Genomic DNA, 22,020 nt, shown 5'->3' on the forward strand with positions numbered 1-22,020 from the left:
TCGCCAGTGCGCTTTATCATCGCGGAACCATGCTCACGCTTTTCCACCACCCCATGTTCGCCACCTGTCGCTTCGTCCGCCTCGCATTCGGCGAGTATGGCGAGGAGCTGGCTTTGATCGAGGAAAAGCCGTGGACCCGGCGCAAGGAGTTCCTGGCGCTGAACCCGGCCGGCACGCTGCCGATCCTGCTGGCCGAAGGCGACGTGCCGATCGTCGGCGCGACGGTCATATCGGAATATCTCGATGAAACGCGCGGCGTGCTGAAGCGCGACAAGCGGCTGTTCGCCGAGGACCCGATGCAGCGCGCCGAAATCCGCCGGCTCATCGACTGGTATCTCAACAAGGCTGAAAGCGAAGTCACCCGTCATCTGGTGCGTGAGCGCGTGCTGAAGCCGGTCATGCCGGAAACGGCGGGCGGCGGCTCGCCCGACTCGGGCGCGATCCGTGCGGCGCGCGCCAACATCCGCCAGCACATGAAATACACCAACTGGCTGGCCGGCACCCGCCATTGGCTGGCCGGCTCGAGGGTCACCTATGCCGATCTCGCGGCCGCGGCGACGCTGTCGGTGCTCGATTATCTCGGCGAGATAGACTGGCGCGAGCACAGCGCTGCTCGCGAATGGTACACGCGGGTCAAGTCGCGGCCTTCCTTCCGGCCGCTTTTGACCGACCGGGTGCGCGGCCTGTCACCGGTGTCGCATTATGCGGACCTCGACTTCTGACGCCGCAAAACTGCGCGCGCTGATCGACGCTGAGGCGCAGCGCGCCGGCTTCGATGCCGTCGCCGTCACCTCCCCCGATGCGATCCCGCTGGCGCCGGCGCGCCTGGCCGAATTCGTCGCCGATGGCTTTCACGGCTCAATGGACTGGATCGCCGAGACGCTGCAACGCCGCAGTGAACCAACGGCCCTCTGGCCGCAGGTACGCTCGATCGTCGTGCTGGCGATGAACTACGGCCCCGACCATGATCTTCGCGAAGTGCTGGCCAAGCGCGACCGCGGCGCGATCTCGGTCTATGCGCAAAACCGCGACTATCACGATGTGATGAAAGGCCGGCTGAAGGAGATCGCCGGCAAGCTCGTTGCCCGCGCCGGCGGTGACGTGAAGGTGTTCGTCGACACCGCACCTGTCATGGAAAAGCCGCTGGCCGAAGCCGCCGGGCTTGGCTGGCAAGGCAAACACACCAATCTGGTCAGCCGCGAGCACGGCTCCTGGCTGTTCCTCGGCACCATCTTCACCACCGCTGAACTGGTGCCCGACCGCGCCGAAATCGACCATTGCGGCTCCTGCCGCGCCTGCCTCGACGCATGCCCGACCGATGCTTTTCCGGCGCCCTACCGGCTCGATGCGCGGCGCTGCATTTCCTATCTCACCATCGAGAACAAGGGGCCGATTCCGCACGAATTCCGCGAAAAGATCGGCAACCGCATCTATGGCTGCGATGACTGTTTAGCCGCCTGCCCGTGGAACAAATTCGCCCGGGCGGCTTCGGAAGCAAAACTCGCCGCGCGCGATGATCTGCGCGAACCACCGCTCGCCGACCTTTTGGGTCTCGATGACGCGGCCTTCCGCGCTTTCTTCTCCGGTTCGCCGATAAAACGCATCGGCCGCGATCGGTTCATCCGCAACGTGCTGATCGCCGCCGGCAATTCCGGCGAAGCGTCGCTGTCCGGCGCGGTGCTTGCGCTGCTCGGCGATCCGTCCCCGCTGGTGCGGGGCGCGGCAATATGGGCGCTGGCGCGGCTGGTGCCCAACGCCGAATATTCAGAAAGGGCAGCCATCGGCCTGAAAACCGAGAGCGACGAAGCCGTGCGCGACGAATGGCGTCTGGCGCGGCCAACCAGGGCGAATGCATGAGCGAAAAGCAGATATTCATCTTCGGCGCCGGCTATTCGGGCAGGGCTTTTGCTCGGGCCAACAAAGGCGCCGCGACGATCTTCGGCACGACACGCTCGCCGGAAAAATTCGAGACGCTACGGCAGGCCGGCATCGCCCCGCTGTTGTTCGACGGTGCGCTGACGGATGAGATTGGCGATGCATTGCGGAAAACAACGCATCTGCTGATTTCGGTCGCCCCGGAGGAGGCCGGCGATCCCGTGCTGGGTGCCGCGCGAGAGGCAATCGCTCAAATGCCTTTGCTGGAATGGATCGGCTATCTCTCTACGGTCGGGGTTTACGGCAATTATGACGGCGCATGGGTCGATGAAACGGCTGAATGCCGGCCGGTGTCGAAGCGTTCGATGATGCGGGTGGCGGCAGAGCAGGACTGGCTGGAGCTGGGCCGCGAGATTCGCCGGCCGGTGGCGATCCTGCGACTCTCCGGCATTTACGGGCCGGGCCGCAATGCCCTGCTCAATCTGGAAAACGGCAGCGCAAGGCGGCTGGTCAAGCCGGACCAAGTGTTCAACCGCATCCATTGCGACGACATTGCAGGCTCCCTGTGGCAGCTCATCCAAGGCAATAAAGGCGGCATCTTCAACGTCACCGACGATCTGCCGGCGCCGCCGCAGGATGTCGTCGCCTATGCCGCTTCGCTGATGGGTATAGAGCCGCCGCCCGAGATTCCTTTCGACGCCGCCCAACTTTCGCCCATGGCGCGGTCCTTCTATGGCGAGAACAAGCGCGTCGGCAACGCGGCGATCAAGGCGGCGGGCTATTCCCTGCGCTTTCCAGACTACCGCGCCGCCTTCGACCATATGTGGGCGAGCGACGACTGGCGCGACGGCGAGGCGCGCAGCCCGATGAAGCGCTAAAAGCAATTCCAGGAAAAGTGTGACACGGTTCTCCGTCCGGGATTGCGTCAAAACAGAGACAGAGCGGTTCACCGTTTCGGTGAACCGCTCTGTCGATCGAAGCGTTCCGCGTTGCATGCTATGATTCGGCCTGGTGGGGATCCGGTTTCATGAAAACACCGATACAGCCATCTCTCGGCAAAAAATTCAGGCTGGCGGCCGCTCTCGGCCTGTTCGTCCTTGCCGGTCTAGCCGTACGGCCGGCCGCGGCCGAGGAACGGGCAAAAGACCTGTTCGGCGCCAAGAAACTGCCAGCCGCGAGCGCGGCGCAATCGATCGGCTTCTATTCCAAGGGCTGTTTTGCCGGCGGCGTCGCCATTCCCATGGACGGTCCGACCTGGGAGGTGATGCGGCCGTCCCGCAACCGTCGCTGGGGCCATCCGGCTATGATCGCAGTGATCGAGAAATTGTCGCGCGACGCGGCAGCCGATGGTTGGCCGGGCCTGCTGATCGGCGACATTTCGCAGCCGCGCGGCGGCCCGATGATGACCGGGCATGCCTCGCACCAGATCGGGCTCGACGCCGACATCTGGCTGACGCCGATGCCCAGCCGCCCGCTGTCGATGGCGCAGCGCGAATCGATGAGCGCCACCTTGATGGTCGATGAGAAGACCCATCTGGTGAAGGACGCGCTGTGGACGCCGGCACACACAAGGCTTCTGAAGCGGGCGGCGAGCTACAGCCAGGTCGAGCGCATCCTGGTCAATCCGGGCATCAAGAAGAAGCTCTGCGACACCGTCAGGGGCGACCGCGGCTGGCTGCGCAAGATCCGCCCGTTTTGGGGCCACGACTATCATTTTCACATGCGCATCGGCTGTCAGCCGGGATCCCCCGGCTGCAAGGCGCAGGAAGCGACGCCGGACGATGACGGTTGCGGCAAGCCATTGGCCTGGTGGTTCACGCAGGAGCCGTGGCGGCCCAACAAGAACCCGGATGCGCCCAAGGCACGCGACCTGATGACGATGGCGAACCTGCCGAGCGAATGCCGCGCCGTGCTCGACGCGCCGGGGCCGGTTTCCGCCGAGGCGGCGACCTATCACGGCGGCGGCGTGCCGGTCGCGGCTGCCGCACCCGAACCCGAAGCGCCGTCATTGCCCGCCACGCCGGCCGCCGCCGGCTTGCCAAGCACGGTGAACGCCTTCACGGCGACCCCCGAGATCGGCGTGCCGCTGCCGCGGCCGCGGCCGCCAGGAAACTGACGGTCACGGCTCATAGACGGGCTCAACCGGTTCAGGACCTCATTTTTGCGAAACCGTGGCGGTTTGGCCGCACAGCCGGCCTCAGCGCGCCACCGGGGTCGAAAACCGTTTCCCTTTTCAAACCCATGCGCTAGTCAACGGAAGAACGGCTAGATGCCGTCGGTGGCGCCGGAGACGGACGAGAGCATGCCAGGCACAGGCGACGACGATACTTTGTTGCGGTTTCCGATCCTTATCGGCGACATCGGCGGCACCAATGCGCGCTTTTCGGTCGTGCTCGACGCCAATTCCGAGGCAGGCGAGCCGACCATCGTCCAGACGGCGAACTACAACACCATCGACGAGGCGATCCAGGCGGCCGTGCTCGATCGCTCGTCGGTGCGTCCCAATTCGGCGGTGCTGGCGGTGGCCGGTCCGGTCGACGGCGACGAGATCGAACTGACCAACTGCCCCTGGATCGTCAAGCCGAGAAAAATGTTCGCCAGCCTCGGCCTGAGCGACATCGTCGTGCTCAACGATTTCGAGGCGCAGGCGCTGGCCGTCGTCGCGCTCGGCGAGGAGCACATGGAAAAGATCGGCGGCGGCACGCCGGAGCCCAATGCCGGCCGCGTCGTGCTCGGCCCCGGAACCGGGCTCGGCGTCGCCGGGCTGGTCCATGCGCTGCACCACTGGATACCGGTGCCCGGCGAGGGCGGCCATATGGACATCGGTCCGCGCTCGGCCCGCGATTTCGAGGTTTTTCCGCATATCGAGAAGCTGGAGGGCCGCATTTCGGGTGAGCAGATCCTGTGCGGACGCGGTCTGGTCAATGTCTATCGGGCGGTTGCCAAGGCGGACGGCAAGCCGTCGCCCTTCACCACGCCGGCCGAGATCACTGCCGCGGCACTTGCGAAAACCGATCCGGTTGCCGAGGAAGCGCTGGAGACCTTCGTCACCTGCCTTGGGCGCACCGCAGGCGACCTTGCTCTGGTGTTCATGAGCCGCGGCGGCGTGTTTCTCACCGGTGGCATCGCGCAGAAGATCGTGCCGGCGCTGAAAGCCGGCAATTTCCGTGCCGCTTTCGAGGACAAGGCGCCGCACAGCGCGATGATGCGCACCATGCCGGTCTATGTCATCACCCATCCGCTGGCCGCACTTCTGGGCCTTGCCGCCTATGCCAGGAACCCCTCGCTGTTCGGCGTCCAGACTTCGGGCCGGCGCTGGCGCGACGAAGTTAGTCACCCCGAGGCATAGGCAAGCTGGCTGCTTGGCGTTAAGAGGGGTGCCAAATTGCCCGGCCGCGGGAAGCGGAAATCTACGAAGCGCTCCAATTTGACATTTCAGCCCCCCAATTTGTCGAAACCCCGTGCGGGAGAGATCGTGGCGGTCATCCGCCGTATCCTCCAGGAAAATGGCCGCGACTATCGGGGCGCGTATGTTTTCACCATCCTCTGCCTGCTGACCGTGTCGGCGACGACGGCGCTTGCCGCCTGGATCATGAGCCCGGTCGTCAACCAGATCTTCTACGAACGACGCGGCGACCTGATCCCATGGATCTGCGCCGCACTGCTCGGTGCCTTCATCCTGCGCGGCCTTGCCGGCTACGGCCAGGCGGTGACGATGGCCAGGATCGGCAACAATCTGGTGGCGCGCTATCAGCAGCGCATCTTCAACCATCTGATGAAGCTTGGCGTCTCCTTCTTCAACGACACAAGGTCCGGGCGGCTGGCCGCGCAGGTCAACGAGAACGTCAACGGCATTCGCGACCTGTTGTCGATGACGGTGACCTCGACCGCGCGTGATGCCGTCTCGCTGGTCGGCCTGGTCGGCGTGATGATCTACCAGGATCCGATACTCTCCTTGAGTTCGCTGCTGATCGGGCCGCCGCTGATCTGGACCGTCACCTATCTGATGCGCCGGGTGCGCCGCATCACGCGCGAATCGGTGCAGATCAACTCTCGGCTGATCGGCGCCATGCAGGAAGCCACGCAAGGCATCGCCATCGTCAAGGCCTTCACCATGGAGGACGAGCTGTCGCGCCGGATCAGCCAGCTCGCCGAGGATGCCGAGCAGCGGTCGAACAAGATCGCTCGCGTCTCCGAGCGGCTGACGCCGGTTTCCGAACTGCTGGCCGGCATCGCCTTCGCCAGCGTCATCGCCTATTCCGGCTACCGGGCCACCGTTCTCGGCCAGCCGCCGGGCGCGGTGTTTTCCTTCATCACGGCGCTGACGCTCGCCTATGATCCGGCCCGCCGTCTGGCGCGCATGCAGGTCGGCATGGAACGCGCGCTTGTGAATGCGCGCATGATCTACGAGCTTCTCGACATCGAGCCGCAGCAGAGCGACGCCCAAGGCGCCGCCGAGGCGAAATTCACCTCCGGCGAAGTGCGTTTCAACAACGTCTCCTTCCGCTATGTCGAGGAGGCTCCGGTGCTGCAGGATCTGAGTTTCGTCGCCGCGGCCGGCAAGGTGACGGCAATCGTCGGCGCTTCGGGCGCCGGCAAGACGACATTGGTGGCGCTGCTGCAGCGCTTCTACGATGTCGAGGCGGGGTCGATCGAGATCGACGGCCAGGACATCTCGAAGGTCACCAAACAGTCGCTGCGCGGTTCCATCGCCTATGTCTCGCAGCAGCCCTATCTGTTCGAAGGCACCATCCGCGACAATATCCGCTACGGCCGGCTGAGCGCCACCGATGCCGAGATCGAACAGGCCGCGGGCCAAGCCGCGGCCGACGACTTCATTCGCCAGCAGCCGCAGGGCTACGACACGCCGGTCGGCGAGAATGGCGTGACGCTGTCCGGCGGCCAGCGCCAGCGCGTCTCGATCGCGCGGGCCATCGTGCGGCAGGCACCGATCCTTTTGCTCGACGAAGCGACATCGGCGCTCGACAACGAGGCCGAGGCTCGCGTCCAGCAGGCGCTGACAAAGGTCATGGAAGGCCGCACCACCATCGTCATCGCGCACCGGCTGTCGACGGTGGTCAATGCCGACCACATCATCGTCATGGAACAGGGCCGGCTGGTCGAGGAAGGCACGCACGCCTCGCTGATGGCCGATCCGCACAGCGTCTATGCCCGCTTCCACCGTATCCAGGGCGTCAAGGGTCTGGGGCTTGTCGACGACAGCGCGCCGATCCGGACTTCGGCGCAACGCCTGTCACAAGGCATCGACACGCAGAGCATCGCCGGGAGCACGACATGAGCGCCACGCCCGCAACCGACGGACCGGCAAATGATATGGGCCTGGTGGTGGTGGGCGCCGCCGGCCGCATGGGCCAGACGCTGATCCGCGCCATTCACTCTATATCAGGCGCGCGGGTCATCGGCGCGGTCGAGCGGGCGGATTCGCCGCATCTGGGCAAGGATGCCGGCGAGCTGGCCGGCATCGGCATCATCAACGTGCCGATCAGCGACGATCCGCTGCCGGTGTTCGCCAAGGCCGACGGTGTGCTCGATTTCACCACGCCTGCTTCGACGGTCGAATTCGCCGGCTACGCGGCGCAGGCGCGCATCGTCCATGTCATCGGCACGACCGGCTGTTCGGCCGATGACAATGCCAGGATCGCTGCGGCGGCGCGCCATGCGACGATCGTCAAGTCGGGCAATATGAGCCTCGGCGTCAATCTGCTGGCGGTGCTGGTCGAGCAGGCGGCGCGCGCGCTCGATGCCGACGACTTCGACATCGAGATCCTCGAAATGCACCACAAGCACAAGGTCGACGCGCCTTCGGGCACGGCGCTGCTGCTGGGTGAAGCCGCCGCCGCCGGACGTGGTATCGAGCTCTCAGGCAACGACGTGCGCGTCCGCGACGGCCACACCGGGGTGCGCAAGACGGGCTCGATCGGCTTTGCCACGCTGCGCGGCGGCTCTGTCGTCGGCGACCACAGCGTGATGCTGGCCGGCACCGGCGAGCGCATCACCCTGTCGCACCACGCCGAGGACCGCGCCATCTTCGCCCGCGGCGCCGTCAAGGCGGCGCTTTGGGCGCGCGGCAAAAAGCCGGGACTGTATTCGATGCGGGACGTGCTCGGCCTCAGCTGAGCCGGCCTGATCCATAAACCTGAAGGAGCAAACATGTCGCGAACCCTCGTGCTCGTGCGCCACGGCCAGAGCGAATGGAATTTGAAGAACCTGTTCACCGGCTGGCGCGACGTCGACCTGACCGAACAGGGCCACGCCGAGGCCAAGGCCGCCGGGCAAAAGCTCAAGACGCGTGGCCTGAAATTCGACATCGCCTTCACCTCGGCGCTGATCCGGGCGCAAAAGACCTGCCAGCACATCCTCGACGCGGTCGGCCAGGGCGACCTGAAGACCATCCGCGACCAGGCGCTCAACGAGCGCGACTATGGCGACCTCTCCGGCCTCAACAAGGACGACGCCCGCAAGAAATGGGGCGAGGAGCAGGTGCATGTCTGGCGCCGCTCCTACGACGTGCCGCCGCCTGCCGGCGAAAGCCTGAAGGACACCGGCGCCCGCGTCTGGCCCTATTACCTGCACGATTTGCAGCCGCATGTGCTGCGCGGCGGCACCGTGCTGGTCGCCGCGCACGGCAACTCCCTGCGCGCGCTGATCATGGCGCTCGACGGCAAGTCGGGTGAGGAGATCGTCAAGCTGGAACTCGGCACCGGCGTGCCGGTCATCTACCAGCTCAACGCCGATTCCACCGTCGCTTCCAAGGAAGTGCTGGACGACTGAGCCGGCGAACGGAGCACCTGCGAAAAAAGCGCGTTGACACACATCGCTTGCCCGCTTACATGAGCCCGCACCAGCCCAGATGGCGGAATTGGTAGACGCGCACGGTTCAGGTCCGTGTTCCGCAAGGAGTGGAGGTTCGAGTCCTCTTCTGGGCACCAAATTCCCGTTTCGAACCACTCGACGGTTCAGAAACTTAGAGAAAAAGCCCGGTTCGTCCGGGCTTTTTCTTTGCTCAGCCGCAGCAGGGTTTGTCGTCGCTTGACGGCCTCCAGATCTCACGGCGCTGGGCCTCACTCAGATCATGGTGGGTTCCTCCTACCAGCTGCCCGCGATATTGGCTCAGACCGGCTGGCTGTTTCGGCGCGTTTTGTTATAACCGTGCCAAGCACGCGTTGGGAGGAAAAGGTGCCAGCTACAGTCTCTATCGACTTGTCCGTTCTCCAAAGGCTTCAGTCGATTCGAATGGAGGCCTTGGCCTATTTTTATGACGCGATATCATCGCTCCCCACGTCCATGGCCGATGCACATTTCGACACCTACGATCGAAACTTATCGGACGACGGCTATTGGGGAAAGGCAACGGATGAACTGCGAAATAGTGGGCAGGGTTTGGCAGGTCGGCTTGCCGAGCTGGCACAAGATACGGCTTCTACTATCCGACGATCTCCCCTGTTAACTGAGGTGGACCAGCGTGAAGCGGGTTACGCATTTAAAGGCATGCGAGCCGCGCTTCGATTCCGGACATTCGAGTCAGCAGGCATTGAGGTTCTGCACGATGAAGGCCAGGTGCTCGGCGTGCAACCGCCCTCGGAATCCGAGATAAAAGCCAATCCCTCCGATTCAAAGGAGGCTTTCGAACGTTGGTTTGCCTCGCTTGAGAGCCGGCTAGAGATCGCAGACCTACGACCGTCTGAAGGTAGGGATCTTCCGATTGCCGGATCGGGGCCTATCGCGGCGGGTTATCGACCTGACACGGCCTTCATCATGATGTGGATTTCGAAGGATAAGCCGGAGTTGGAAGATGTTAGCGACAGGATAAAGGAGTGCTGTGCAAAGTTTGGCGTCACGGCGGTTCGCGCCGACGACATCGAGCACGGAGATGTCATCACTGATCGCATACTGGACGAAATAAAAACTGCAGAGTTCCTAATCGCTGACATAACTGGAGAGCGGCCGAGCGTTTACTACGAAATTGGCTATGCTCATGCGATTGGAAGGCGCGTGAGCATGTATCGAAAAGCGGGTACTCCGATACACTTTGACATAGCAGCCTATAACTGTCCGGATTACAAAAATCTGTCGGAACTCGGCGACATGCTAATGCGACGCCTTGAGAACCTGACAGGAGGGCCTCCAAAGAGTTGAGAGGGGCTGATATTGAACTCATTGGGTGCCCAAGGTGGCAAATGCCTTTCTGAGCGCCATTCAGGCCGACTGAAAACGCGACCGCCGAGAATATCGCCGCCCGCCGCGACCAGATATTTCCATCATGACCGAAGCCGATATTGAGCGAATGTGGAGGCAGAGACTATGCGAAACAAAGACCTTCAATGGCAACTCAAGACGCCCCGTAGTGCTTTCCCGTCTAAAATGAGGGTACGAACGACGGCTAGCATCGACATAACGATCCCAAAACTGTAAGCTAAATTCCATTACTGCTTCAAAGAAGCTATCTCGATCAGGAAACTGCGGACATTATGCCGTTTCAAGTAATACCGCCGGGGCGCGTTCCACACGACTCTCTAGGGTTCATTCTTCGTCAGGACAATTGGAACGATTTTAGCTATCAGACTTTGTATCAACTGTATCACGGGATTGGGTCTGGGGATCCAACATTAATTGGCGACGTAAAAATACTACGACGCGGTCAAGCGCCTTCCGATACGTTGCAGCTGAAAGTCGGACCGATTGGCGATCTTGACGAAAACTTTTGCTCGATCGGTCAAAGCCTAGACTACTATGAGCGCCTTGCGACACTGGACGAACCAATTCGAATTTCAGTGCTTTCTGGGCTGCGAGATGTCATCAAGCACCCAGACCTCGTGAAGGAATTTGAGGAGGAGGAGGGTTGGCGCACATCCCTCTTTCGCACCCTGGATCGGGATTTTGTTCCCACGGCAAGAGCGTTGGTCGAACGAGATTATACAGCTCTCCCTGGCTCCGATCTGCGCTTCTCTTTTCACGCTGCCGGGTGGGAAGATCGCATCGACTTTAATTTCTCTGCACCTCCGTCACAGCTAAACGATATCTTCGCCATGCCCGGAGAAAATCGTCCAAAACTGCCAGCACGACTCGCTGTGCTTATCGGGAGAAACGGGTCTGGGAAAAGCACTTTGTTGGCCCGATTAGCTAGGGTCGCCCACGCCTCCGCACGGGATCGCGCAAAGCTTGAGAATTTGGGTACTCTTGATCCGGGCGGGTTGGGGTTTACGCGAATTGTGACAATTAGCTACAGCGCGTTCGACAGTTTTGCGGCTCCAGGCATTACATCGGAGGAAAGGCTTCAAGTTGCCAAGGAAATCAGAAGCGGGACCGGTCGATACATGTTCTGCGGGCTGCGTGATCTCGCGCTCGAAATGGACGAACCAGCAAGTTCGTCTGATGGTGAGACAGAACTAGACCGGCTGCCTACAAATCGAATAAAATCGTTGGATCGCCTTACTGACGAGTTCGCCGAAGCAATCAATCGGATCGAACAAGCTGATCGGCTAGGGACGTTGCGGCGCTGTTCCCTACCGTTATTCCTAGATCCTTCCCTATATTCGTCAAATTCTCCGGACATCATGTCATTCTTGTCGGGAAATGTACGGCAAAAATTTCACTCACTTAGCACCGGGCATAAAATAGCATTCCATGTAATTGCTTCGGTCGTTTCCTATGCTGAGCGCAAGGCGCTTATATTATTTGATGAGCCTGAAACTCATCTCCATCCTCCTCTTCTCGCGGCGTTGATGCACAGTCTCAGATTTGCACTTAATGAACTTCAAGCATTTGCGGTTGTGGCCACCCATTCTCCTGTAGTCCTCCAGGAAACGTTGGCCAGCCAAGTGCATAAAATTGTGAGAGTCGGCGAAAGCGGGCGAGTGTTTCCCCCGGAAATTGAAACTTTTGGCGAGAGTATCGGTGCAATCACGAACGAGGTTTTTGCCCTTGATACCGAAGCAACCGACTATCACTCCATCCTGCGGGCACTTGCACGCTCATACCGAGATCTGGAGCCGATTGAGCTACTATTTCCCCAAGGGCTGAGTACGCAGGCGCGCGCCTATGTCATGAGCATATTGGCTTCGACGCCGCGGTCCGAAACATAATGTGGACACTGATTTCGCCGGACGTTTCTGAAGTGTCTGAACAACTCAAGCTTGCGCTTTCCCGGGATCGGGGAGACGCGCCATACGACCTCACGGACGATGAATGTGCTGCTGTCGTGGTACGATATGGAGAGTACGACGCGGCACAGGGGCGGGGGTCCGATAATCTTGCCGCCCCTTCCGTCAGCGAAGAACTATCGAATGCCATACGCGACGCGTATAACCACGTTCAAATCCGCGGACGCTTGGAGAGGCTACGGGAGACTTTGAAAAGTGGAGCGCGGCTCTGCCCATACTGCAGCGCGCCGACAATAACCGACTTAGATCACTACCTCCCTAGGTCAATATATAAGGACTTGGCGATATATCCTCGCAATCTCATTCCCTCGTGCCACCCCTGCAATAACATTAAGAGGGCATTTGTATCTGATGAGGAATCGGACCAGCTTGTGCATCCGTATTTAGATCAGCTTCCGCCGATTAATTTTCTTCGAGCCGACATTGTCACTTCTGCCGATGGTGGCCTGTCAGTCTTGTTCGGTATCACCGATGAACTTGATCCCAACAATGAGATGCTGGAGAAAGCCGAATTCCAAATGGAGAAATTTCAGCTCAACAGCAGACTCAAAACGTCAATAAACGTCTTTCTAGCGGGTTATGAAGAAGCTTTCGACTTGGCGTTTGGCGGGGGTGGCGCAGCTCTGTCATCATTCTTGGCGAGAACTTCCGACGCCCTTGCGAGAAATTTCGGGCGAAACGACTGGCGAGTCGCCTTATTGAGGTCCTTGGTGTCAAACCATGAATTTTGCAATGGCGGTTACAAGCGGGCCCTCGGGACCCTAGAATTTGGGGATGGCCTAGCCTGACATCGCGCACGAATGCTGCGCTCGTTGGAACGCAGAGGGTATAGCGCGGCCTGGCTCGTCCGAGTTTTTTGCGCCAACCTCCCCTTCCGGCCAGTCCCCTCACAAACCGCTTCAAACTCCGCGGCCGCTTCGCTACGCTCAAAACCATGGCTCAATCCATCAACCCGATCTTCGGTGCCCGCCGCGACCAGGCGTTCCCCACGCTGGCCGAGGTGGACATCGACCGCATGCGCCGGTTCGGCGAGGCCAGCGCCTATGCAGCCGGCGAGCACATCATCGAAGCCGGCGATGTGGCGCCCGGCCTGATCGTCGTGCTGTCGGGTAGCGTGGACATCACCCAGGACGGCGGGCTCGGCCGGCGCGAGACGATCGTCACGCACGGCCCGGGCAGCTTTGTCGGTGAGTTGGCGCAGCTTTCGGCCCGTCCCTCGCTGGTGAATGCGCAGGCCGCCGAGCCGGTGGAGGCGTTCGTCATCGCCTCGCAGCGGCTGCGCGACCTGATGGTGCAGGAGGCCAATCTCGGTGAGCGCATCATGCGGGCGCTGATCCTGCGCCGCGTCGGGCTTTTGGAGAGCGCCACCAGCGGGCCGATCATCATCGGACCCCAGGACAATGCCGACGTGTTGCGGCTGCAGGGTTTTCTGGCGCGCAGCGGCCAGCCGCACCGCGTGCTCGATTCCGACAGCGATCCCTGCGCCAAAACCCTGGTCGAACGCTTCGAGGTCGATCCGCACCACCTGCCGATCGTGCTCTGTCCAAACGGCAGGCTGCTGATGAACCCCGGCGAAAAGGACCTCGCCCGCTGCGTCGGCCTGTTGCGCCCGATCGATGCCGATACGGTGTATGATGTGGCCATCGTCGGCGCCGGCCCGGCAGGGCTGGCGGCGGCGGTCTATGCGGCATCCGAAGGGCTGTCGACGATCGTGCTCGATTGCCGTGCCTTCGGCGGACAGGCCGGCGCCTCCTCGCGCATCGAGAACTATCTCGGTTTCCCGACCGGCATCACCGGCATGGCGCTGATGGCGCGCGCCTACAACCAGGCGCAGAAATTCGGCGTTGAAATGGTCATCCCGGACGAGGCGAAGCTTTTGAGCGCGGCCACCGACACGTCAGGCGCCCGCTATCTGCTCGATGTCGGTGACGGCGAGACTGTGCGCACGCGCAGCGTGGTGATCGCCAGCGGCGCGCGTTATCGTCGCCTCGACATCGCCGATCTGGCGCGGTTCGAGGGGACGTCCGTGCACTATTGGGCGTCGCCCATCGAAGGCCGGCTTTGCGCGGGCCAGGAAGTGGCGCTGGTCGGCGCCGGCAATTCGGCCGGGCAAGCGGCTGTCTACTTGGCCAGTCATGCGCGGAAGGTGGCGCTGCTGGCGCGCGGCGGCAGCCTCGAGGCCAGCATGTCGCGTTATCTGGTAGAGCGCATCCGGGCGCAGCCGAACATCGAGGTGCTGACCGGGACCGAAATCGAGGCACTGGACGGCGAAGACGGCAATCTTGCCACGGTGCGCTGGCGCAACCGCGCCAGCGGCGCGGGAACAACGCGCCCGATCCGCCATCTCTTCCTCTTCATCGGCGCCGATCCGAACACCGATTGGCTGGCCAACTGCGATGTCGCGCTGGACGCCAGGGGTTTCGTGCGCACCGGATCGGACATAGGATCGGCGCAGATGGAGACGAGCCGCAGCGGCGTATTCGCCATCGGCGATGTCCGTGCGGGCTCGGTCAAACGGGTCGCCGCGGCTGTCGGCGAAGGCGCCCAGGTGGTCGCGGCTCTGCATGCCTACCTCGCGCGCGGCAACGCCGACACATTTCAAATGGCCGGGAGACCATGATGGATGAATGCAGACATACGCGCGACATCAGGAAGGTCACGCCGAGCGCGCTCGGCTGCGAGGAATGCCTGAAGAGCGGGTCGCAATGGGTGCATCTGCGGCTGTGCCGTACCTGCGGCCATATCGGCTGCTGCGACGACTCGCCCAACCGCCACGCCACCAAGCATTTCCACGCCACCAAGCATCCGATCATCGAGGGCTACGATCCACCCGAAGGCTGGGCATGGTGCTATGTCGACGAGGTGTTTGTCGACCTCGGCGACGATGTGACCCCGCAGAACGGTCCGATCCCGCGCTTTGTTTGAGCGCCCTGGAGACGCCGAAGAAGAGCCTGGTTCGCCCGGGCTTTTCTTTGTCCAGCATTACGCGCTCGATGCCCGACTGTCCGCAAACTGACAGCTTACCCGTTCCAGTGTCCTGCCAGCTCACGATCATCCGAGCCCGACAAAGCTTTGACATGATCGCGGCTAGTTTAGAAATATTCAAAACTGGAAGGCTCGCATGCACCCCACCTATACAAGCGCACAAAAAGCCATTCACTGGGCGGTGTTTCTGCTGGTCATCGGCCTTTATGGCTTGACCTATGTGGAAGAACTTTTTCCGCGCGGCGATCCCGGCCGCGCGCTCGTCTGGTGGTTCCATATTTCGTTCGGGCTGCTGTTGTTTGCGCTGGTCGTCATCCGCGTCGGCCTGCGCCTGATACTGGGAACGCCAGGGCTGCCGACGGAAATGTCGGAGCTTGAACGATGGGCGGCCAAGATCGCGCATCTGCTGCTCTATGCGCTGCTGGTGACCATTCCGGCTCTCGGCATCCTGCTGACTTGGTACAGGGGCGACGCCTTGAGCTTCTTCGGCCTCTTCACCATCCCGGCCCCGGTATCGCCCGACCGCGACACGGCCCGGTTCATCAGGGAACTGCACAGCCTGTGCGCCAATTCGATCCTCATCCTCGCCGGAGTGCACGCGGCCGCGGCGCTATGGCATCATTTCATCCGCAAGGACGACGTGCTCAAGCGAATGCTGCCGGAAAGCACGCTCTCCTGGAGCAAGTCCGGGAAAGTGTGAAGTGGTTTCCCAGGAAAAGCGCATAGCGCCTTCCCTCGTTGATCGGGAGGGCCTTTCCTTCGACCTTCTTTTTCTTCAGAAGGCGCTCTCCCCGAGAGGGCTAACGCCGACCGATAGCGCCTACCGCACGGAGCCGGTGACGGTCGGGTCGATCATGCTGGGAACCGACTTGCGTTCGTTTCCGGCAAGCGCCGCTATGATCAGCAGGCTGGCAACCACCGGGACAAACAGGATGGCAACGCGAGCCTGCACGTAAAATATGGCGCGCCATTCATTGCGCTTGTCGGGGCTGTTGCTCATCATACTCACTTTGTCGGCCCCCCCGGGCCGTGACATAGAAGCTAACGGTTAAACAACTCCTTCCGACTTCGTTAACCCGGCGGATTTGAGGCGAAATTCCCACGCGATCCCCAAGATGGCGATCCAGGCTTCAGTTGAGCCCGATGCGGCTGGCGCCCTGCCGGAACAGCGCTACGGCATCCGGTTCGAAGCGGAAGGTGCCGATGAAATCGTCGGCGCAATAGTCCGGCCTTGTCTTGCGGATGGCGGCGGCGAAGCCGCGCGCCTCGTCGAGCCGTCCGGCCAGCGCCAGGCAGTGCGCGGCGATCGCCAGTATGATGGCGTGGGCGTTGGGCCGCGCCGCCGCCTTCAGCGCCCATTCGGCCGCCTCCTCAAACTGGCCGAGCCGGACATGCGCCATGGCGCGTGCACCCAGCATGCCGAACAGCAGCGGGTCGAACGGGCTGAGATGGCGCGAATGATCGGAAGAGCCTATCGCCGCTCGCGGGTCGCCCGACTGCGAATGCACGAAGGACAAAGCGTAGTGGCCGAGCGCGAAGTTGGGGCTGAGATCGACCGCCCGCTCGAGTTCGAACAGCGAGCCGTCCTGCTCGCCGCGCAGCCACAGCGCCCGGCCCATCGCCCAATGCGCGGCCGGATTGTGGTCGTCGACCAGCAGGCTGTGTCCGGCGCTCTCGAACGCCAGCGCGCTTTCGCGGTCGCGGTCGCCCCAGCGCTGGAAGGCGTTCTGCCAGTGGGTGAAGGACAGGCCGGCATAGGCGCGGGCAAAGGTCGGGTCGAGCTTCAAGGCCTGGGCAAAAAAATGCCGCGCCTGCTCGTTTTCGGCCTGGGTGAAGCGGTACATGTGCCAGAGGCCGCGATGGTAGGCCTCCCAGGCGTTGAGCGAGCTGGGCGCCTTCAGCATGGCGCGGTTGCGCTCGACCGTTTCGATCTCGGCCGAGATCGAGGAGACGATGCTGTTGCCGATGTCGTCGAGCACGGAAAAGATGTCATCGGGCCTGCGCTCGAAGGTCTCGGCCCAGACGATCCTGGCGCTGCGCACCTCGATCAGCTCGACGCTGACGATGAGGCGGCCGGACGCGCTACGCACCGTGCCGGTGGCGACATAGTCGACATTCAGCCGGCGGCCGGCATCCTCGGGCGCGATGTTCTGCTCTGCCAGCGCAAACACCGATCCGCGCGCGATGACGAAGAAATCCCTGAGCTTGGCCAGGCGGATGATGATGTCGTGGGTGAAACCGTCGGCCAATCCGCCGCGCGTGCCGCCGCTCTCCTCGACAAACGGCATCACCGCCAGCGAAGCGTGGCTGGGCTCGACCGGGCCGGGTGCGGTGGGCATGGTGGCCACCAGTGGCGACAGCGTGGACAGGCAGGCCGCTCGAAGCGAGGTGCCCGACTGTCGGTCACGGATCGCCCGCCAGGCCGCGCGAAGCGGTGCGAAATCGAGCTCCTCCGACCGAAACAATCGTTCCGCCGCGGCCAGATGCTCTTCGGCCGCGCCGACCTCGCCGCGCCCGGCCAGATTGGACAGCAACGCCAGATGTCCGCACGTGTCGAACGGCGCCAGTTCCACCCATGTGTCGAGATGGGCGATCGCCTCGGCACTATAAGCCGGCAGGCTCGCGACAAGGCGTTCCAGCACGGCGGCATGGCAAGCGCTGAAGCGGCGGCGCTGCGCGATCAGCCAGCTGTTGAAATGCGGGCTGCGCTCGAGCTCCAGCCCGTCGAGGAAATCGCCGGCAAACAGTCCGGCCAGCACGCGCAAGCGCTCGACGTCAAGCGTGCCGATCCCTTGCGCGGCGGCGCGGCTGACCTCCAGCACATCGACCAGGCAATCGTCGAGATCGAGTGCGACCGTATCGCCTTGGGTGGAGACCCGGCGCCGGGCCGGCATGTCAAGCGCGCCGCGCAGCTTGCTCAGGCACCAGCGCAGTTCGCCCCTTGGGTCGTTCGGCACATCCCACAACAACTCGCACAGGCGACTGCGGCTGACCGGATGCGGCGCCAGCGCCAGATAGGCGAGCAGCGCGCGCAGCTTGCGTGACGCGGGCAGGGCAACCGGAGCGCCGTCGCGGGAGATCATCAGCGGTCCGAGCAGGCGCACGGAAAGGACCGGCATGTCGCCGTCCGGCCTCGATCGAGTGGATTCCACGTGCGTTTCCACGCCTGCTCCCACGCTGGCCTGTCGGCCTCTCCTGTATCACCAAACACGACACGGCGCATCCGGCAGCGGATATCAGCGCCGGATACGGGCATTGCCGCTGTGCGGCATGTCAGTCCTAGCGCGGCAAGGTCACCAAACCTCGCCGCCCAGCCCGCCGGTTTGTAACTGGCCCGTGAAGACAAAACGCGATGACAATCAAGGAGACCAAGATGTTGCAGCAGCAGAAGATCAGAACCACGGCCGGGCGCGGCCGCCTGTTCGACAGCATTCTCGACACCGTCGGCGACACGCCGGTGGTTCGCATCAACAATCTCGGACCGTCCCACGCGACGATCTACGTCAAGGCCGAGTATTTCAATCCCGGCGCCTCGGTGAAGGACCGGCTGGCGCTCAACATCATCGAGGAGGGCGAGCGCAGCGGGGCGCTGAAGCCGGGCCAGACGGTGGTCGAGGCGACCAGCGGCAACACCGGCATTGGCCTCGCCATGGTCTGCGCGCAAAAGGGCTATCCGCTGGTCGTCACGATGGCCGACAGTTTTTCGGTCGAGCGCCGCAAGCTGATGCGCATGCTGGGCGCCAAGGTGGTGCTGACGCCGCGCGCCGAAAAAGGTTTCGGCATGTACAAGAAGGCGGTGGAACTGGCCGAGGCCAATGGCTGGTTCCTTGCCCGCCAATTCGAGACGACCGCCAACGCCGCCATCCACGAGGCAACGACGGCGCGCGAGATCGTCAATGATTTCGCCGGCTCGCGGCTTGATTGCTTCGTCACCGGCTATGGCACCGGCGGCACGGTGGTGGGCGTGGCGCGCGTGCTGCGCCGCGAGCGGCCGGAAACCCGCATCGTGCTCTCCGAGCCGGCCAACGCGCAGCTCATCGGCAGCGGCAAGGTCCAGCAGCGCGGCGTCGATGGTGCTCCCGCCGCCAGCCATCCAGCCTTCGAGCCGCACCCGATCCAGGGCTGGACGCCAGATTTCATCCCCAACGTGCTGCAGGAGGCGATCGACACCAGCCTCTATGACGAGGTGATGCCGATCGCCGGGCCCGAGGGCATCAAATGGGCGAGGGAATTGGCGCGCAAAGAGGGCATCTTCACCGGCATTTCCGGCGGCGCGACCTTCGCCGTGGCACGGCAGGTCGCGGAGGAGGCGCCGGCCGGTGCGGTGATCCTGTGCATGCTGCCCGACACCGGCGAACGCTACATGTCGACACCGCTGTTCGACGGCATCGAGGCCGAGATGGATGCCGACGAGACCGCCCTGTCGCGCTCGACGCCCGGCTGCCAGTTCCCGGCGGCTTGACGGGAGATCTGGTATGGACGCCGCGCAAGAAAACCTTGGCCTTTTGGCCGAGGAAACGCTCGACCCCCTGGATTGGGCCGATGTGCAGGCCCTGTCGCACCGGGTCATCGACGATGCGGTCGATTACCTCCGCGATGTGCGCGACCGCCCGGTCTGGCGGGAGATGCCGGCCGATGTGAGAGGGGCCTTCTCGGCGCCGCTGCCGCGCTCGCCGGCGCCGCTGGATGCGGTCTATTCTGAGGTGTCCCGCACGGTGATGTCCTATCCAATGGGCAACATCCATCCGCGCTTCTGGTCCTGGTATATGGGGTCGAGCAATTTCACCGGTGCGCTCGGCGATTTCCTGGCGGCAATCCAGGGCTCGAACCTCGGCGGCGGCAACCACGCCGCCGGGCTGATGGACAGCCAGGTGGTGAACTGGTGCAAGGAGATGCTGGGCTTTCCCGCTTCTGCCGGCGGCACGCTGGTCAGCGGCGGCTCGATGGCCAACATCATCGGGCTGACCGTGGCGCGCAACGTCAAGGCCGGCCTCGACGTGCGCGAGCATGGTGTCGCCGCCATCGAAAAGCCGCTGCGCTTCTACGGCTCGGAGCAGATCCACTCGTGCCACCGCAAGGCAATGGAGGCACTTGGCCTCGGCAACCGGGCACTGCGCCGCATCCCGACCGATGCCGGGCTGCGCATCGATATCGCCGCCTTGCGTGCCGCGATCACAGAGGACCGCGCGGCAGGGTTCAAGCCGGCCTGCGTCATCGGTACGGCGGGCACCGTCAACACCGGGGCGATCGACGATTTGCAGGCGCTTGCGAAGCTGTCACATGAGGAAGGCCTTTGGTTCCATGTCGACGGCTGCATCGGCGCGCTGATCGCCATTGCGCCTGAGAATGCCCATCGCGTCGCCGGCATCGAACGGGCGGATTCGGTCGCGCTCGATCCCCACAAATGGCTGCACGCGCCGTTCGAAGTCGGCTGCGCCCTGATCAGGGATGCCGCCGCGCATCGCGGGACCTTCGCGGTGACGCCGGAATATCTGGAATCGACGCCGCGCGGCCTCGCTTCCGGCGAATGGCTGCACGACTACGGCCTGCAGACGTCGCGCGGTTTTCGCGCGCTGAAGGTGTGGATGGCGCTGAAGGAGCACGGTGTCGAGAAATTCGGCCGCCTGATCGACCAGAACATTGCCCAGGCCGTCTATCTTGCCGGCTTGATCGAGGCCGCGCCGCGGCTGCAGCTGGCGGCATCGCCGACCGTCAACATCGTCTGCTTCCGCTATCAGCCCGGTCTGACAGGCGAGGCTCTGAAGGTGCTCAACACGGAGATCATGCTGCGGCTGCAGGAACAGGGCATTGCGGCCCTTTCGGACACCACGGTGCATGGCGAGCACTGGTTGCGCGTGGCGATCACCAATCATCGCACACGGCGCGAGGATCTCGACCTGCTGGTGCGTGAAACGGTGCGGCTGGGGCATGAGATCGCGACGCAGGGTTCCGCACCTTCCTAGTAGCGGGCAGGCATGCGATTCTGCCGCGGTGATTCGGGAGATCCAGGCCGTGACGCTGTTTCGTATGGTTGCACTGGCGGCGCTGGTCTTCACCGCCTCGGCGCAGGCCGCCGACATGGCCTTCTTCGTCAAGAACCTGCGCAAGGAAGCAGTCGCGGTCGAGCTGTTCAGCCGCGACCGCGAGACGGTCTGGCCGGGCAACGACAAGGTGTTCCTGATCGCCCCAGGGTCGCAGAAATCCGTGCCGTTCTCCTGCAATCAGGGCGAACATATCTGCTATGGCGCCTGGGTCGACGGCAATGACAGCCTCTCGGCCGGCGTCGGGCCGGACAATGACCAGCCTTGCGACACCTGCTGCTTCATCTGCGTCGAACACTCGACAGAGACGATCGATCTGGTGCCGTAGAGCGCGGAAGTTTTCGTTGGACCCAAATTAAGTCAGGGATCGGCTCGTCCGGTCCACTTCCGCGATTCAGCGCTGCGTGCGATGGTCGCCACGCGGCCGGGTGGGCCGCTTATTCAGGGGGTCACTCATGTTTCATGTCTATGCGCGCCGCGTGCTGGCCGCGCTGTCTCTCCTCATGCTGCTCGTGCCGGCGGCGCGTGCCGACGATGTCACCTTTGCCATCAAGAACGGCCACCCCAACGCCATGCGCGTCGAACTCTACAGCCAGGACCGCGACTATGTCTGGCCGGGCGATGACAAGGACTTCTACCTCGACGACGGCGAGACCAAGCAGCTGCCGATATCCTGCAACGCCGGGGAATCGATCTGTTACGGCGCCTGGGTCGATGGTGACGAGGGCACCTATTGGGGCGTCGGCCCCGGCAACAAGGAAAAATGCGAGGATTGCTGCTATACCTGCAGCGGCGGCGAGACCGAGGAGATCGAACTGGTCCCCTGACCGGTTTGCCAGCTTGACGGTCTTCGGGCTGGAGCCATAGCCTGTGCAAATACCCAGCGCGCGCCGCCTCGAACTGTTCAGACGCGACGTGCTTCAGGCAAAAGGAGCTCA

The 22,020-nt window shown here is 63.0% G+C and carries 20 protein-coding genes and 1 tRNA gene; 19 read left to right on the forward strand and 2 right to left on the reverse strand.

The window, feature by feature from the left end; genetic code table 11:
• Window positions 1-29 precede the first annotated feature (29 nt).
• From LB519_RS06535 to LB519_RS06605, 15 genes are all read left to right on the forward strand, one after another.
• The gene (locus LB519_RS06535) at window positions 30-722 is read left to right on the forward strand and encodes a glutathione S-transferase family protein (RefSeq protein ID WP_013528622.1); all 693 of its coding nucleotides are present in this window, start codon (window positions 30-32) and stop codon (window positions 720-722) included.
• On the forward strand, window positions 703-1,857 hold the full coding sequence (gene queG, locus LB519_RS06540; RefSeq protein ID WP_127368087.1) for a tRNA epoxyqueuosine(34) reductase QueG: 1,155 nt from the start codon (window positions 703-705) through the stop codon (window positions 1,855-1,857). The genes LB519_RS06535 and queG overlap by 20 nt, the downstream gene beginning before the upstream one ends.
• Entirely contained in the window at window positions 1,854-2,753 is a 900-nt protein-coding gene (locus LB519_RS06545; protein ID WP_024502178.1) for an SDR family oxidoreductase, read from the forward strand. Before queG ends, LB519_RS06545 begins: the two co-directional genes overlap by 4 nt.
• A gap of 149 nt (window positions 2,754-2,902) precedes the next feature.
• Window positions 2,903-3,991: a penicillin-insensitive murein endopeptidase gene (mepA, locus tag LB519_RS06550; RefSeq protein WP_024502177.1), complete on the forward strand. Its 1,089-nt coding sequence runs from the start codon at window positions 2,903-2,905 to the stop codon at window positions 3,989-3,991.
• Between the two features lie 186 nt (window positions 3,992-4,177).
• Complete coding sequence (locus tag LB519_RS06555; RefSeq protein WP_024502176.1) at window positions 4,178-5,224, forward strand: glucokinase; 1,047 nt, start codon at window positions 4,178-4,180, stop codon at window positions 5,222-5,224.
• A gap of 78 nt (window positions 5,225-5,302) precedes the next feature.
• On the forward strand, window positions 5,303-7,174 hold the full coding sequence (locus LB519_RS06560) for an ABC transporter ATP-binding protein (RefSeq protein WP_024502175.1): 1,872 nt from the start codon (window positions 5,303-5,305) through the stop codon (window positions 7,172-7,174).
• Window positions 7,171-8,013 carry a 4-hydroxy-tetrahydrodipicolinate reductase gene (dapB, locus tag LB519_RS06565; RefSeq protein ID WP_024502174.1) on the forward strand — a complete coding sequence of 281 codons (843 nt, stop codon included), beginning with the start codon at window positions 7,171-7,173 and terminating at the stop codon, window positions 8,011-8,013. The genes LB519_RS06560 and dapB overlap by 4 nt, the downstream gene beginning before the upstream one ends.
• 33 nt (window positions 8,014-8,046) lie before the next feature.
• Entirely contained in the window at window positions 8,047-8,667 is a 621-nt protein-coding gene (locus tag LB519_RS06570; protein ID WP_224619106.1) for a 2,3-bisphosphoglycerate-dependent phosphoglycerate mutase, read from the forward strand.
• Between the two features lie 73 nt (window positions 8,668-8,740).
• Window positions 8,741-8,825, forward strand: a tRNA-Leu gene (locus LB519_RS06575).
• Between the two features lie 313 nt (window positions 8,826-9,138).
• Window positions 9,139-10,032, forward strand: a complete 894-nt coding sequence (locus tag LB519_RS06580; protein ID WP_224619107.1) for a nucleoside 2-deoxyribosyltransferase — start codon at window positions 9,139-9,141, stop codon at window positions 10,030-10,032.
• A gap of 332 nt (window positions 10,033-10,364) precedes the next feature.
• Window positions 10,365-11,978 carry an AAA family ATPase gene (locus LB519_RS06585; protein ID WP_224619108.1) on the forward strand — a complete coding sequence of 538 codons (1,614 nt, stop codon included), beginning with the start codon at window positions 10,365-10,367 and terminating at the stop codon, window positions 11,976-11,978.
• A 32-nt stretch (window positions 11,979-12,010) separates the two neighbouring features.
• Window positions 12,011-12,844 (forward strand): HNH endonuclease signature motif containing protein, encoded by an 834-nt coding sequence (locus tag LB519_RS06590; RefSeq protein ID WP_224619109.1) that lies wholly within the window; start codon window positions 12,011-12,013, stop codon window positions 12,842-12,844.
• 146 nt (window positions 12,845-12,990) lie between these two features.
• Window positions 12,991-14,676 carry an FAD-dependent oxidoreductase gene (locus LB519_RS06595; protein WP_224619110.1) on the forward strand — a complete coding sequence of 562 codons (1,686 nt, stop codon included), beginning with the start codon at window positions 12,991-12,993 and terminating at the stop codon, window positions 14,674-14,676.
• Complete coding sequence (locus tag LB519_RS06600) at window positions 14,673-14,981, forward strand: UBP-type zinc finger domain-containing protein (RefSeq protein WP_224619111.1); 309 nt, start codon at window positions 14,673-14,675, stop codon at window positions 14,979-14,981. The genes LB519_RS06595 and LB519_RS06600 overlap by 4 nt, the downstream gene beginning before the upstream one ends.
• Before the next feature lie 196 nt (window positions 14,982-15,177).
• Window positions 15,178-15,741, forward strand: a complete 564-nt coding sequence (locus tag LB519_RS06605; protein WP_224619112.1) for a cytochrome b — start codon at window positions 15,178-15,180, stop codon at window positions 15,739-15,741.
• Between the two features lie 120 nt (window positions 15,742-15,861).
• Here the strand turns inward: LB519_RS06605 and LB519_RS06610 are convergent, their stop codons facing one another.
• Window positions 15,862-16,041 carry a hypothetical protein gene (locus LB519_RS06610; protein ID WP_023814179.1) on the reverse strand — a complete coding sequence of 60 codons (180 nt, stop codon included), beginning with the start codon at window positions 16,039-16,041 and terminating at the stop codon, window positions 15,862-15,864.
• Between the two features lie 130 nt (window positions 16,042-16,171).
• Window positions 16,172-18,160, reverse strand: a complete 1,989-nt coding sequence (locus LB519_RS06615) for a transcriptional regulator (protein ID WP_224619114.1) — start codon at window positions 18,158-18,160, stop codon at window positions 16,172-16,174.
• A gap of 254 nt (window positions 18,161-18,414) precedes the next feature.
• On the opposite strand from LB519_RS06615, the gene cysK reads away from it, so the two are divergent.
• The 4 genes from cysK (at window position 18,415) to LB519_RS06635 (ending at window position 21,909) form a co-directional block, all read left to right on the forward strand.
• Window positions 18,415-19,503, forward strand: a complete 1,089-nt coding sequence (gene cysK / locus LB519_RS06620) for a cysteine synthase A (protein WP_127366534.1) — start codon at window positions 18,415-18,417, stop codon at window positions 19,501-19,503.
• 13 nt (window positions 19,504-19,516) lie between these two features.
• A complete protein-coding gene (locus LB519_RS06625; protein WP_224619116.1) occupies window positions 19,517-21,004 on the forward strand; it encodes a pyridoxal phosphate-dependent decarboxylase family protein in 1,488 nt (495 codons plus the stop codon).
• A 49-nt stretch (window positions 21,005-21,053) separates the two neighbouring features.
• The gene (locus LB519_RS06630) at window positions 21,054-21,410 is read left to right on the forward strand and encodes a hypothetical protein (RefSeq protein WP_224619118.1); all 357 of its coding nucleotides are present in this window, start codon (window positions 21,054-21,056) and stop codon (window positions 21,408-21,410) included.
• A gap of 127 nt (window positions 21,411-21,537) precedes the next feature.
• Window positions 21,538-21,909: a hypothetical protein gene (locus LB519_RS06635; protein WP_013528607.1), complete on the forward strand. Its 372-nt coding sequence runs from the start codon at window positions 21,538-21,540 to the stop codon at window positions 21,907-21,909.
• Window positions 21,910-22,020 lie beyond the last annotated feature (111 nt).

It is taken from the genome of Mesorhizobium sp. AD1-1 (assembly GCF_020164655.1).
Taxonomy (GTDB): Bacteria; Pseudomonadota; Alphaproteobacteria; order Rhizobiales; family Rhizobiaceae; genus Mesorhizobium; species Mesorhizobium ciceri.